Genomic DNA, 14,351 nt, shown 5'->3' with positions numbered 1-14,351 from the left:
GGTATGGGTAGTTGTCAGTGCAAGTCCGGTAGGACGTTGTGCGGCAGATTCGGGTGTTTCAATACGGTCGCAGCGGCAGCGATATCCGGCGCCAGCCAGCGATCCTCGTCGTAGGCGGGGACCGTTTCGCGCAGCAGTTTCCACGCGCGGTCAGTGCCCACGCCAAAGCGCTGTTCCTTGAGGAATTCAAACGCCTGCGCCGCCAGCAGATATTCAATCGCGAGAATCTGCGTGCAGTTTTCCAGCGCGCGGTGCAGCTTCAGCGCGGCGTTGGTGCCCATGCTCAGGTGGTCTTCCTGCAGGCCCGAGGTGATGTAGTTATCGAGCACCGCCGGTTGCGCCAATTGGCGGTTTTCCGCACACAGCGAGGCGGCGACGTATTGCACGATCATCATCCCCGAGTTGACCCCGGGATTGGCCACCAGAAACGCCGGCAAGCCGCTGACGTGCGGATTCACCAGACGATCGAGACGGCGCTCGGCGATCGAGCCGATTTCGGCCATGGCAATCGCCAGCAGATCGGCCGCCATCGCCACGGATTGACCGTGCGGGTTGGCCTGCGACATCACCCGGAAATTGTCCGGAGTGCCCAGCAGTAACGGGTTGTCGGTGCAGCCGTTGAGTTCGGCTTCCACCTGTTTGATCGCATGCTCCAGTTGATCACGGGCGGCGCCGTGGACCTGCGGGATCGAACGAATGCTCAGCGCATCCTGAGTGCGAATGCCTTTGCTCGCAGCGATCACTTCGCTGCCATCGAGCAAGGCGCGCAGGTTGTTGCCGACCTGCTGCATGCCCGGATGCGGCTTGAGCGCAATGATCTCTGCATCGAACGCATCGATCTGGCCGCGCTGGGCTTCGAAACTCATCGCACCAATGACATCGGCCCATTGCAGCAGCCGCGTCGCATCGGCAATCGCCAGGCAACTGAGGCCGGTCATGCACGGCGTGCCGTTGACCAGACACAAGCCATCCTTCGCGCCGAGCTGCACAGGTTGCAGGCCCTCCTCGGCCAGCGCCTGTTGCGCCGAAATGATCCGCCCGCGATAGCTGACATTGCCAACGCCGAGCAGCGCGATGCCGACGTGCGCCATGTGCGTCAGGTAACCCACCGAACCTTGCGACGGCACCTGCGGGGTAATGCCGCGATTGAGCAGCGCCAGCAGCCCTTCGACCACGCGCCGATGCAGCCCGGATTTGCCGTGGCTGTAGTTGTGGATCGCGGCGCAGATGATGGCGCGGGTCTGCTCATCGCTGAGCACCGGGCCGACACCGCAGGCATGGCTGAGCAAGGTGTTGCGCGAGAGTTGGCTGAGCTGTTCGTCCTGCAGCGAAACGTTCGACAGACCGCCCAGACCGGTGTTGACGCCATAGGCGCGCTCGCCGCTGGCGACAATGCGCTGAACGATGGCCTGCGCGTTGTCGATGCGCGCCCAGGTCTCGCTGGAAAGTTCCAGCGGCGCACGGTGACGGGCAACAGCAACCACGTCCTGCCAACGCAGAGGCGCGCCGGTGATGATGATTTTTTCAGCCTGGGACATCTCTAACCTCATACCAATTCTGTTGATGCCGGTAACCCTGTGGTGAGGGGATTTATCCCCGTTCGGCTGCGAAGCAGTCGTAAAGCCTGCCACCGCGGTCTGTCTGACGGATTTGCGGGCATGGTTTGGGGCGGCTTCGCCACCCAACGGGGATAAATCCCCTCGCCACATAGGCCACTCAGTGTCAGACCACCGCCGCCCGCCGCTGCACGAACCGGTCGACATACTCATCGGCCGGTGAATGCAGGATCTCTCTCGGCGTGCCCACCTGGATCAACCGGCCATCCTTGAGAATCGCGATGCGATTGCCGATGCGCACGGCTTCGTCGAGGTCGTGGGTGATGAAGACGATGGTCTTGTGCAGGGTCTTCTGCAGTTCGAGCAACTGGTCCTGCATCTCGGCGCGGATCAGCGGGTCCAGCGCACTGAACGCTTCGTCCATCAGGATGATGTCGGTGTCCGCCGCCAAGGCGCGGGCGAGGCCGACGCGCTGACGCATGCCGCCGGAGAGCTGGTGCGGGTATTTGTTTTCATAGCCTTTGAGACCGACGGTGTTGATCCAGTGCAGCGCGCGTTCGGCGCAGATCTGCTTGCTCTCGCCGCGCACTTTCAGACCGTAGGCCACGTTATCGAGCACGCTCTTGTGCGGCAGCAGGCCGAAGCTCTGGAACACCATGCTGATCTTGTGCCGGCGAAATTCGCGCAGGGCGTCCATGTCGTACTGCAGGATGTCCTCGCCATCGACCAGAATCGCCCCGCTGGTGGGGTCGATCAGGCGATTGAAGTGGCGCACCAGGGTGGATTTGCCGGAACCGGACAGGCCCATGATCACGAAGATTTCGCCGGTGCCGATGCTCAGCGACAAGTCATTCACGCCGACCACGCAACCGGTTTCGTTGAGCACCTGATCCTTGCTCTTGCCCTGGCCGACCATGGCCAGCGCATCCTTGGCGCGGTTGCCGAAAATCTTGAAGACGTTGCGCACTTCGATCTTGCTCACGCTTGCATTGCTCATTTGCTCACCTCATGGCGTGGCCGACCGTACGCTTGAGTGATGCGGTCGATGACCACCGCGAGAATCACGATCGCCAGCCCGGCTTCGAGACCACGGCCGACGTTGAGGGTCTGAATCCCCACCAGTACGTCTTCACCGAGGCCACGGGCGCCGATCATCGAAGCGATCACCACCATCGACAGGGCCATCATCGTGGTCTGGTTGATCCCGGCCATGATGCTCGGCAGCGCCAGCGGCAGTTGCACGCCGAACAGTTGCTGCCAGCGGTTGGCGCCGAAGGCGTTGATCGCTTCCATCACTTCACCGTCAACCTGGCGAATGCCCAGATCGGTCAGGCGAATCAGCGGTGGCGCGGCGTAGATCACCGTGGCGAAAATCGCCGGCACCTTGCCCAGGCCAAAGAGCATCAGCACCGGAATCAGATAAACGAAACTCGGCATCGTCTGCATGATATCGAGCAGCGGCATCAGCACCGAACGCAGGCGGTTGCTGCGCGCCGAGAGGATCCCCAGCGGAATGCCGATCAGCACCGAAATGATCGTCGCGACCATCATCAGCGCCAGCGTTTGCATGAGCTTGTCCCACAGGCCAACGGCGCCGACGAGGAACAGCAGACCGACAATCACCGCAGTGGTGACGACTTTGCGCGTGGCGTGCCAGGCGATCACGCCGACAATCGCCAGCATCAGCCACCACGGCGCCGCACGCAGCAAACCTTCGAGACTGACGATGGCCCAGAGCAGCGTGTCGGAGATATGCCGGAACACGTCGCCGTAGTTGGTCACCAGCGAATCGACCCAACCGTTGACCCAGTCGGCGATGGAAAAGGTAAAGCTTTCGGGAAACATAAGGGACTCTCAATCAAGGGGTTGCGATCAAGCGTCCGGCTGCCGTGCTGGCAGCCGGGCAAACCTGACCTACAAGGCCGCGTCGATTTTCCTGGCTGCGTCGTCGCTCACCCATGCGTGCCAGACTTCAGGATGTTCCTTGAGGAAGATTTTCGCCAGTTTTGCCGACTCGATCCGCTCCTTGGCCATGCGCCCGAGGTTCTGATTGAGCAGGTCGATCGGCAGGTTGACCTTTTCCAGCACGGCGACCAGTTCCGGGGCTTCGTCGTGGAAGGTTGTTGACAGGCCGACCTTGATGCTGATGGTCTTGTTGCCCTGCGCCTGGTCTTCAAGCCTGACCGCATCGATCTGGCCCATCAGCGGCGTCGGCGACCAGTAGTAGAAGAGGATCGGCTCGCCACGCTTGTAGCTCGACAGCACCGCTGCATCCAGCGCAGGGCCAGTGCCCGGGCGGAAGTTGGTGTAGCTGTTTTCGAGGCCGTAGCGCTTGAGCATTTCGCTGTTGTCGAGCTCGCAGGTCCAGCCGGCCGGGCAGTTGTAGAAGCGGCCCTTGGACGGCTCTTCGGCGTCCTTGAACACAGCGGAGTATTTGCCCAGGTCAGCGATGTTCTTCAGGTCCGGGGCTTTCGCCTCAAGCTTGCGCTTGGCGTCGCCTTCGATCACATAACGCGGCACGTACCAGCCCTCGACCGCACCCACCACCGGCGCGCCGACACCGACGACCTTGCCGGCCTTCTCGGCCTTGTTCCAGACCTCGCTGCGGCCGACCCACTCTTCGGCGAACACTTGAATATCGTTGCTGCTCAGGGCGTTTTCCATGGTGATGGAATTGCCCGGCAGGCTGTCGGTCTTGCAGCCGTAACCTTTCTCCAGCACCACTTGCAGCACGTCGGTCAGGAGCATGCCGCTTTCCCAGTTCAGGCCGGCGAATTTCACTGGTTTGCCCGATTCGCACCAGCCGGCGGCTTGGGTCGCACCGGCACTGGCCAACAGGCCCATGGACAGCAATGTGGTCAGCAGGGTCTTGTTCGATTTCATTGTCGTGACGCTCCTAATCATGAATGGGCTTACGGCAGTTCAAGAGGCATCCAGCCTGGTCCACGTCCAGATCAGGCCTGCGCCGCAGCGCGACCGGTCCCGCTGTTTTTTGCTTGTGGGGTGCTGTTCTGCTCGACCGGCAGAATCAGGCGATCGGGCACTGCGCTGTGCCATTTCTTTGCGCAGAAGTAATAGACGGCGGCCGGCAGCACCAGGCCGATGATCCAGGAAATATCCACATCACCGAGGGCCGCCACCAGCGGGCCGGTATAGAACTTGGTCGAGATGAACGGCAACTGCACCAGCACGCCGAACACGTAGACGCTGATACCGAGCAGGTTCCACCGGCCGTAGCGGCCGTTCGGATCGGCCAGCGCCGGCACGTCGTAGCGCTCGCGGGTGATGCAGTAGTAGTCGACCAGATTGATCGCGCTCCACGGTGTGAAGAAGGCGAGCAGAAACAGGATGAACGACTTGAACGCACCGAGGAACGAGTGCTGCCCGAGCAAGGCGATCAAGGTTGCCGCGCCGACGATGAACAGCACGAACACCAGCCGCTGCATACGGGAAACCGTCAGGTGCCCTTTGAAGCCACTGATGATGGTGGCGATGCACATGAAGCTGCCGTAGGAGTTCAGCGTCGAAATGGTCACTTTGCCGAACGCGATGCTGAAATACAGCAGCGCGGCGGTGGCGCCGGTACCGCCGAGGCCGACGATGTAGGCGACTTCATGACCGGCAAATTGACCGTTGGCCGAAGCGGCGGCAAACACGCCGAGGATCATCGCCACCTGCGCGCCAATCACCGAACCTGCACCAGCGGCGAAGAAGGTTTTCACCGACGAAGTGGCGCTCGGCAGGTAGCGTGAATAGTCCGCCACATACGGGCCGAAAGCGATCTGCCACGACGCCGCCAACGACACCGCCAGCAGAAAGCTGCTCCAGCTGAAATGACGAATCTGCAGAAGTGCACCAACGTCGGTCTGGCTCATCAGCCGCCAGAACAGGAACACAAAAGCGATCACGCCAATCACGCTGGCGACGCGGCCGATCCAGTGGATCACCCGATAGCCGAGCACTGTCACCAGCACGATGACACTGGCGAAAATCAGGATGCCAACACTGTCGCTGACACCGAACAACTGCCCCAGCGCTTGCCCGGACAGCACCGTACCGGTGGCGGTGAAACCCAGGTACATCAGGCACACCAGCACGATCGGAATCGCCGCGCCATAAACGCCGAATTGCACACGGCTGGAGATCATCTGCGGCAAGCCCAGTTTCGGCCCTTGCGCGGCATGCAGCGCCATCACGCCACCGCCGAGCAGTTGGCCGATCAGCAGACCGATCAACGACCAGAACACATCACCGCCAAGCACCACGGCCAGGGCCCCGGTGACGATCGCAGTGATCTGCAGGTTGGCGCCCATCCACAGGGTGAACTGGCTGAACAGACGACCGTGTCTTTCCGCTTCCGGGATGTAGTCGATCGAACGCCTTTCGATCAACGGGGTAGTGCCTGCACGTTCGTTGTTAACCGCCATGATTCAACCTCTGTGGATTGCTATTCGGGTTCACTGAGCATCGGTGGAGCTGCTTTTCTGTGGGAGCGAGCTTGCTCGCGAAAGCAATCTGTCTGCCGACACGAATGTTGACTGTGCCGGCCTCTTCGCGAGCAAGCTCGCTCCCACATGAAGCAAAAGCGTATTACTTGCCGCCGGTGATCATCGGCAGGTTCAGCCCTTGCTCTTTGGCGCAGTCGATGGCGATCGGGTAACCGGCATCGGCATGGCGCATGACGCCGGTGGCCGGGTCGTTGTGCAGCACACGAGCAATGCGCTCGGCGGCCTCATCGGTACCATCGCAGACGATCACCATCCCCGAATGCTGCGAGAAGCCCATGCCGACGCCGCCGCCGTGGTGCAAGGACACCCAGGTCGCGCCGCTGGCGGTGTTCAGCAGTGCGTTGAGCAGCGGCCAGTCGGAGACGGCGTCGGAACCGTCCTGCATGGACTCGGTTTCGCGGTTGGGACTGGCAACCGAGCCGGAGTCGAGGTGGTCGCGACCGATCACCACCGGGGCCGACAACTCACCGCTACGGACCATTTCGTTGAAGGCCAGACCGAGCTTGGCGCGCTGGCCCAGACCGACCCAGCAGATTCGCGCCGGCAGGCCCTGGAAGCTGATGCGCTCGCGGGCCATGTCCAGCCAGTTGTGCAGGTGCGCGTCGTCGGGGATCAGCTCTTTGACCTTGGCGTCGGTTTTGTAGATGTCCTGCGGATCACCCGACAGCGCCGCCCAACGGAAGGGGCCGATGCCACGACAGAACAGCGGACGGATGTAGGCCGGTACGAAGCCTGGGAAATCAAAGGCGTTCTCGACACCTTCTTCCTGGGCCATCTGACGGATGTTGTTGCCGTAGTCGAAGGTCGGAATGCCTTGTTTCTGGAATTCCAGCATGGCTTTGACGTGCACCGCCATCGACTGCTTGGCGGCTTTGATCACAGCGGCCGGTTCGGTCTTGGCGCGGGCGCGGTATTCGTCCCAGCTCCAGCCGGCCGGCAGGTAACCGTTGAGCGGGTCGTGGGCGCTGGTCTGATCGGTGACCATGTCCGGACGCACGCCGCGTTTGACCAGCTCCGGGAGAATTTCTGCCGCGTTGCCGAGCAGCGCGATGGAGATTGCCTTGCCTTCCTTGGTGTATTTGTCGATGCGCGCCAAAGCGTCGTCGAGGTCTTTGGCTTGCTCATCGACGTAACGGCTTTTCAGGCGGAAATCGATGCTGACCTGTTGGCACTCGATGTTCAGCGAGCAGGCGCCGGCCAGAGTGGCGGCCAGCGGTTGCGCGCCGCCCATGCCACCGAGGCCTGCGGTGAGCACCCAGCGGCCCTTGAGGTCAGCGTTGTAATGCTGGCGCCCGGCTTCAACGAAGGTTTCGTAGGTGCCCTGAACGATGCCCTGGCTGCCAATGTAGATCCAGCTGCCAGCGGTCATCTGGCCGTACATGGCCAGGCCTTTGGCGTCGAGTTCGTTGAAGTGTTCCCAGCTCGCCCAGTGCGGCACCAGGTTGGAATTGGCGATCAGAACGCGCGGTGCGTTGGCGTGGGTCTTGAACACGCCGACCGGCTTGCCCGATTGCACCAGCAGGGTTTCGTCGTCGTTCAGGTTGGTCAGGCTCTCGACGATCTTGTCGTAGCACTGCCAGTTGCGCGCGGCGCGACCGATGCCACCGTAGACCACCAGTTCTTTCGGGTTTTCGGCAACTTCCGGGTCGAGGTTGTTCATCAACATGCGCAGCGGCGCTTCAGTCAGCCAGCTCTTGGCGGTCAGTGTGTTACCGCGTGCGGCGCGGATCTGCACGTCACGAAACTTGTTGCTGTTCTGGGTATTGTCAGTCACGAAAAAGACTCCTCAGCGATCAATTCAAACCAACCCTGGCAGTGGGCAGCAGCCTGCGCGCTGTGCTGCGCGACAAGCGAATCAGTGGACGCTGCGGGGAGTCTTGACCGACTCATACGCATACGTCTTTACTTGTACATACAAGCATATGCAATCAAGCGGCCAACTTGTGGGAGGAGCGTTCAGGAAAAATCGCGAGCTAGGCTGGAGAGCGCCTGAATCGAGGGTTCTGGCGTGGATGAAATTTTCCGGGAGGGGATTCCGAGGAGATACGGCCAGGCCAGGTCAGCGTGGTTTTGCGCCACGCTGGGGCGTTCGGTAACAAGTTGGTGCGTGGAGGGAAACAAGAGTGGGGATGGCTTGTGGCGAGGGGATTTATCCGCGCTGGGCTGCGCAGCAGACCGCTTTTTTAATCAGGAATGGGGCCGCTTCGCGACCCAGCGGGGATAAATCCCCTCGCCACAGGGGTCAGCTTTGGAGAAGTTCGACTATGCAGCAAGCGCCATGGGTGGAGACTTCGACCAGCCCACTGTTACCGTCCAGTTGCAGACAATCATGCCGACCGAGCTGCGAAACGCCGTCGCCAACACGCACGTCCATCCACTCACTGACACTGAACACCAGCAACGTCGATGCCGAGCTGAAAAACCGCTGCTCACCCTCCAGCCATTGCAACCGCGCGCTGTAACGTTGCGGCGCATAGATCAGATTGAAATCGCGAATTGCACCGCCGAGCAACGTGCAGGACACCTGACTTTCGCCGCTGAAGGCAAACGGGTCGAGCGGTAACAGTGGGCGGGTATCGTCACCGTCGACACACAGAGTCATGCCGTCGCCCTGCAACACGGTGATGACTCGCTGGTAACCGGCGAATGTCGAGAAACCGCCCGATTCAGCGATGTCGGCAATCGACAGGCGCCAGCCGAAACCGTCCAGGCCAGTGCCGGCATCACGAGTGATTTCCTCGGTGCTGCCGCCGCCGTTTTTCCACGGCATGCGCGGGTAACCTTCAGCGCGTAAAACCTTCACTTGATGATTCATTTATGAAAGCGCCCTTCCAGACGATGACGCGAACCCGGATGGATCAAACGCGCCGCCGTCACCGGTTGACGCCCCGACCACGTGCGGCGACGAATCAGCAGGCACGGCTCGCCTTTCTCGATCTGCAGCAACTTGCATTCCGACGGTTCGGCCAGAATCGCTTCGACCACGTGCTCGCCTTCGGTCAGCGGTGCGACCTGATTGAGGTAGGCGTAAGGCGTTTGCAGGGTGAAATCCTGCTTGAGGTATTCCGGCGCGACGAGTGCGTTGACGAAACGGTCTTCGATTTGCACTGGAATGTCGTTTTCGTAATGCACGATCAGCGAGTGGAAGACCTTCTGGCCTTCGCGCATGTCGAGCGCCAGTGCGCGCTCGGAGCCGGCGGCCTCCTCTTCGAGGGTGATGACCTGGCAGGTGTGGCGATGGCCGCGCGAAGCGATTTCATCGGCGATGTTGTGCACTTCGAACAGCGCGGACTGGCTCTTCGGCTCGGCGACAAACGTGCCCACGCCTTGCATGCGCACCAGCAGGCCGTCAGCGGTCATCTCGCGCAGGGCGCGGTTGATGGTCATGCGGCTGAAGCCGAGCTGGCTGACCAGTTCGCTTTCGGACGGCACGCGGTAGTGCGGCGGCCAGTTACCGCTGTCGATCTGCTGGGTGATCATCTGTTTAACGCGGGCGTACAAAGGCGCCGGACTGTCGCCCATGTTCGCGGCCAACGGAGAAACTGGAGGCGGAGTCGGCACGGTTGATCCCTGTTCATTGGATGAAAGTGACTAGCTTGCCGGAGTTTACCGGGCAGGCAAACGTCTGTATATGTATATACAAATAACACACGATGGGGTGCCGAACGATGTCCGCCTTCTTTGCCGAACGCGCACTGCTGCCTAACGGATGGGCCAACAATGTACGTCTCGAGGTCAGCGCCGATGGGCTGTTGACCCGAATCCAGGCCGATTCCAGCGCAGACGGCGCCGAGCGGCTGCGCGGACCGTTGCTGCCGGGAATGCCCAATCTGCACTCTCACGCCTTCCAGCGCGCCATGGCTGGACTGGCCGAAGTGGCCGGCAACCCCAACGACAGTTTCTGGACCTGGCGCGATCTGATGTATCGCCTCGTCGGAAAAATCAGCCCCGATCAGCTCGGCATCATCGCTCGCCAGCTGTACATCGAAATGCTCAAGGCCGGTTACACCTCGGTCGCCGAATTTCACTACGTGCACCACGACAACAACGGCCAGCCGTACGCCGATCAGGCTGAACTGGCGCTACGAATCAGCCAGGCCGCGAGTGAAAGCGGTATCGGGTTGACCCTGCTGCCGGTGCTCTACAGCCATTCCGGTTTCGGCGGGCAAACACCCAATGACGGCCAGCGTCGCTTTATCAACAGCACTGAAAACTATTTGAATCTGCAAGCGCGTTTGCAGCCATTACTGGCGCAGCAGAAAGCGCAATCGTTGGGCCTGTGTTTCCACTCGTTGCGCGCGGTGACGCCGCAGCAGATCAGCGAAGTGTTGGCGGCCAGTGACAAACAATGCCCGGTGCACATCCACATCGCCGAGCAGCAGAAAGAGGTCGACGATTGCCTGAGCTGGAGTGGTCGGCGGCCGCTGCAATGGCTGTACGAAAATACCGAAGTCGATCAGCGCTGGTGCCTGGTCCACGCCACCCACGCCAACCCGGAAGAAGTCACGCTGATGGCCAAAAGTCGCGCGATCGCCGGGCTGTGTCTGACCACTGAAGCAAATCTGGGCGACGGGATTTTCCCGGCGGTGGATTTCCTCGCCCAGGGCGGGCGCATGGGCATTGGCTCCGACAGCCATGTGTCGCTGAGCGTGGTGGAAGAGTTGCGCTGGCTGGAATATGGCCAGCGCCTGCGCGATCAGCGGCGCAATCGCTTGTATGGCGCGGACCAGCCGATGGTCGGGCGCACGCTGTATGACGCGGCGCTGGACGGCGGCGCCCAGGCGTTGGGGCAGCCGATTGGTGCGCTGGAAGTGGGCAAGCGCGCGGACTGGATTGTGCTGGATGGCAGCGATCCGTATCTGGCGACGGCTTCGGGGGACGGGATTCTCAATCGCTGGTTGTTTGCTGGCGGCGATCGCCAAGTGCGCGATGTGCTGGTCAATGGTCAGTGGGTGGTGCGCGATGGCCGGCATGCTGGCGAAGAGGACAGCGCTCGCGCATTCACCCAGGTCCTGCGCGATCTCTTGGGCTGACCCAAAACCAAACTGTGGGAGCGAGCCTGCTCGCGAACGCGGTGTATCAGTCAATATTCATGTCGACTGATACACCCTCTTCGCGAGCAGGCTCGCTCCCACATTTGATTTGTAACGAGGCTTAATTGGACGTCTTGGCCATCTGCCGGTCCGACGCGCGCCAGATCAGGCGTGTGGTGTCGTAACCCTGCTGACGCGCCTTGCTCAGCAATTCTTCGCGTACCACACCGTTAACGGTTGGCGTGCGTGACAACAGCCACATGTACTTGCGACTCGGGTCGCCGACGATGGCGGTCTTGTAATCGTCGCTGACGTACAGCACCCAGTACTCGCCCTTCGCCACGCCCGGCACCAGGCGCGAGAACCAGTTATCGAATTCGACCCAGAGCTTGTCGGTCTTGCCCGGCACCTGTGGATAAGCCGTGCCTTTGGCCTCTTCCCACTGCCACTCCGGGGTCAGGCAACGGTTGAGCACGCCGACGTTACCGTCAGGCTTGAGGGTGTAGTGGGCTTCGGATTGCGCGCAGTGGCGCTGAAAGAACATCGGCAAGCGTGCCAGTTCATACCAGGTGCCCTGATAACGCTTGAGATTGACACTGTCGACGGTTTTGGGCGCCAACGGGTCGACGCCGGAAGTGGCGCAGCCAGCCAGTACCAGGCCAGCGAAAAGGATCAGCAATAACCGCTTCATTTTTTTCTCCGTGGGCGCGAAGCCCCGGTTTACTTCAGGCCTTGGCCGGAAAACATCAGCACTTTGTCACCGGCGTACTGCACGCTGATAAAGCTGTTCTTGTCGCCCCAGGTGCAGCTGGACATACCGAGCGCGCCCGAGCAATCGGTGGGCTTGCCGAGGAGGGTTTCCACTTCGGACTTGGCCATGCCGGCCGAGAGCTTGGAGTAGTTTTCCTGATTGACCTTGCTGCATGCGGCCAACAGCACGCAAAACGACAGCAGGGCGATAGATCGCAGCGACATGGTGAAACTCCTGAAACGAGGGGGGATGGCATGGTGCCAACCAGAAGCTTAGAAGAGAAAAGTGTCATCTGGTTCCGTGCCCGAACGCCTATTTATCAGCCCGCCCGTCTGGCTTTTGCCGATAAATCAAAAACTTTGTGAAGCTGTCGAGCATTTCGTCGACTTTCCCCGCAAGCGCCTAATCTTTGGCGCGGCGCGGTCGAAATAAGAGCAGCGCAACGCTGCCGAATATGGCAAATTGCCGCCCTTTCCTGACCAGCCCCTTCGCGGTAGTTCATTCGATGACCAGAAACATGAAATTCAGCCACAAGATTCTGCTGGCTGCTGCCCTTGTGGTGGCCGTTGCGTTCGCCTGTTTCATCTTCTTCAACGACTATCGCCAGCGTCAGGCCTTGAGCAGCAGCACCGAAGCGACCATGCAGGAGCTGGGCAGCCTGACCACCAGCAACATCCAGACCTGGCTGGAAAGCCGCATTCAATTGCTGCAATCGCTGTCGCAGCAAGTCGCCGTCGATGGCAATGCGCCCGCCAGCCTCAAGCGCATCATTGACCTGCCCGCCTACACCGGCAATTTCCAGCTCAGCTATTTCGGTGGCGCTGACGGTGTGATGTTCTCGGTGCCGGCCGGCAACCGTGCGCCGGACTACGATCCACGGGCGCGCGGCTGGTACAAAGCCGCCAATAGCGCACAGCAGACCATCGTCACCGAACCGTACATCGCCGCTTCGTCGGGCAAACTGGTGATCACCGTCGCCACCCCGGTGCAGCGTCAGGGCCAGATGCTCGGCGTAGCCGGTGCCGATATTGATTTGACCAGTGTCAGCGCGATCATCAACTCGCTGAACTTTGGCGGCCACGGTCATGCATTCATCGTCAGCGCCGAAGGCAAGATCCTGATTCACCCGGACAGCAAACTGGTGCTCAAGACCCTCGCCGAGGCCTATCCGAACGGCGCGCCTCAAGTCAGTCCGGGCCTGAAAGAAGTCGAGTTCGACGGCAAGACCCAGTTGATTTCGTTCACTCGCGTCAACGGAGTGCCATCGGCTGACTGGTACGTGGCGCTGGTGCTCGATAAAGACACCGCGTTCTCGATGCTCAGCGAATTCCGCACCTCGGCACTGATCGCCATGGTCATCGCCGTGCTGATCATCATCGGCCTGCTTGGCATGCTGATTCGCGTGCTGATGCAGCCACTGCTGACCATGGGCCGTGCGATGCATGACATCGCTGAAGGCGAAGGCGACCTGACCAAGCGTCTGGTGATTCACGGCAACGATGAATTCGGCGCGCTGGGCACTTCGTTCAACCGCTTCGTCGAACGCATTCATACGTCGATCCGCGAAGTGTCCTCGGCCACCGGCCAGGTCAACGAAGTCGCTTTGCGCGTGGTCGCGGCATCGAACTCGTCGATGTACAACTCCGACCAACAGGCCAGCCGCACCAACAGCGTCGCCGCCGCGATCAATCAGCTCGGCGCCGCCGCCCAGGAAATCGCACAAAACGCCGCCCTCGCCTCGCAACACTCCAGCGATGCGCGCAGCCTCGCGGTCGACGGCCAGCAGGTGGTGGATAAAACCATTCAGGCCATGCAACAACTGTCGGCGAAGATCAGCGACTCCTGCGGCAACATCGAAACGCTGAACAGCAACACAGTGAATATCGGCCAGATTCTCGAAGTGATCACCAGCATTTCCCAGCAGACCAACCTGCTCGCACTCAACGCGGCTATCGAAGCTGCGCGCGCCGGTGAGGCCGGTCGTGGCTTCGCCGTGGTCGCCGACGAGGTACGCAACCTCGCGCACCGCACTCAGGATTCGGCGCAGCAAGTACAGAAGATGATCGAAGAGTTGCAGGTCGGCGCGCGTCAGGCAGTAACCATCATGACCGAGAGCCAGCGCGAGAGCGAAAGCAGCGTCGGCATCGCCAACCAGGCCGGCGAGCGCCTGGGCAGCGTGACCCAGCGTATCGGCGAAATCGACGGCATGAACCAGTCGGTAGCCACCGCGACCGAAGAACAGACCGCCGTGGTCGAGTCGATCAACGTTGATATCAACGAGATCAACACCCTTAATCAGGAAGGGGTGGAGAACTTGCAGGCGACGTTGCGCGCCTGTTCGGATCTTGAGCAGCAGGCGGCGCGGTTGAAGCATCTGGTCGGCAGCTTCAGGATTTAAGCTGCGGCCTCAGGCCTCTTCGCGAGCAGGCTCGCTCCCACAGTGGAATGCATTTCAATTGTGGGAGCGAGCCTGCTCGCGAAAGCGGCATAAGCCGCACTGAAG

The 14,351-nt window shown here is 61.0% G+C and carries 12 protein-coding genes; 2 read left to right on the top strand and 10 right to left on the bottom strand.

The window, feature by feature from the left end:
* Positions 1-14: 14 nt before the first annotated feature.
* The 8 genes from hutH to hutC all read right to left on the bottom strand — a co-directional run bounded on the left by hutH (position 15) and on the right by hutC (position 9,586).
* Positions 15-1,538, bottom strand: coding sequence for a histidine ammonia-lyase (gene hutH, locus ACZZZ4_RS10700; protein WP_463547780.1), 1,524 nt, complete (start codon positions 1,536-1,538; stop codon positions 15-17).
* A 184-nt stretch (positions 1,539-1,722) separates the two neighbouring features.
* Positions 1,723-2,553: a quaternary amine ABC transporter ATP-binding protein gene (locus tag ACZZZ4_RS10695; RefSeq protein WP_052269055.1), complete on the bottom strand. Its 831-nt coding sequence runs from the start codon at positions 2,551-2,553 to the stop codon at positions 1,723-1,725.
* Positions 2,550-3,401 (bottom strand): ABC transporter permease, encoded by an 852-nt coding sequence (locus tag ACZZZ4_RS10690; protein WP_016772087.1) that lies wholly within the window; start codon positions 3,399-3,401, stop codon positions 2,550-2,552. Before ACZZZ4_RS10690 ends, ACZZZ4_RS10695 begins: the two co-directional genes overlap by 4 nt.
* 69 nt (positions 3,402-3,470) lie before the next feature.
* Positions 3,471-4,439 carry an ABC transporter substrate-binding protein gene (locus ACZZZ4_RS10685; RefSeq protein ID WP_463547779.1) on the bottom strand — a complete coding sequence of 323 codons (969 nt, stop codon included), beginning with the start codon at positions 4,437-4,439 and terminating at the stop codon, positions 3,471-3,473.
* 71 nt (positions 4,440-4,510) lie between these two features.
* Positions 4,511-5,983 carry a purine-cytosine permease family protein gene (locus tag ACZZZ4_RS10680; RefSeq protein ID WP_129998287.1) on the bottom strand — a complete coding sequence of 491 codons (1,473 nt, stop codon included), beginning with the start codon at positions 5,981-5,983 and terminating at the stop codon, positions 4,511-4,513.
* Between the two features lie 163 nt (positions 5,984-6,146).
* Positions 6,147-7,838, bottom strand: coding sequence for a urocanate hydratase (hutU, locus tag ACZZZ4_RS10675; RefSeq protein ID WP_463547778.1), 1,692 nt, complete (start codon positions 7,836-7,838; stop codon positions 6,147-6,149).
* 468 nt (positions 7,839-8,306) lie between these two features.
* Positions 8,307-8,879 carry a HutD/Ves family protein gene (locus ACZZZ4_RS10670; RefSeq protein WP_463547777.1) on the bottom strand — a complete coding sequence of 191 codons (573 nt, stop codon included), beginning with the start codon at positions 8,877-8,879 and terminating at the stop codon, positions 8,307-8,309.
* Positions 8,876-9,586, bottom strand: coding sequence for a histidine utilization repressor (gene hutC / locus ACZZZ4_RS10665; protein WP_162803449.1), 711 nt, complete (start codon positions 9,584-9,586; stop codon positions 8,876-8,878). The genes ACZZZ4_RS10670 and hutC overlap by 4 nt, the downstream gene beginning before the upstream one ends.
* Positions 9,587-9,732: 146 nt before the next feature.
* Between hutC and ACZZZ4_RS10660 the strand changes: the two genes are divergently transcribed.
* Positions 9,733-11,097, top strand: coding sequence for a formimidoylglutamate deiminase (locus ACZZZ4_RS10660; protein ID WP_463547776.1), 1,365 nt, complete (start codon positions 9,733-9,735; stop codon positions 11,095-11,097).
* 121 nt (positions 11,098-11,218) lie between these two features.
* Here ACZZZ4_RS10660 and ACZZZ4_RS10655 read toward each other — a convergent pair whose 3' ends face one another.
* Positions 11,219-11,788 (bottom strand): lipocalin family protein, encoded by a 570-nt coding sequence (locus ACZZZ4_RS10655; protein ID WP_039756616.1) that lies wholly within the window; start codon positions 11,786-11,788, stop codon positions 11,219-11,221.
* Positions 11,789-11,817: 29 nt separating this feature from the next.
* Positions 11,818-12,072 (bottom strand): hypothetical protein, encoded by a 255-nt coding sequence (locus tag ACZZZ4_RS10650; RefSeq protein ID WP_016772095.1) that lies wholly within the window; start codon positions 12,070-12,072, stop codon positions 11,818-11,820.
* 281 nt (positions 12,073-12,353) lie between these two features.
* Here ACZZZ4_RS10650 and ACZZZ4_RS10645 point away from each other — a divergent pair, with 281 nt between their 5' ends.
* A complete protein-coding gene (locus tag ACZZZ4_RS10645) occupies positions 12,354-14,246 on the top strand; it encodes a methyl-accepting chemotaxis protein (protein WP_206665449.1) in 1,893 nt (630 codons plus the stop codon).
* Positions 14,247-14,351 lie beyond the last annotated feature (105 nt).

This window comes from Pseudomonas sp. AC252 (assembly GCF_979258105.1).
Note: the sequence above shows the minus strand (reverse complement) of the source record. Positions and strands in the feature narration are given on the sequence as shown.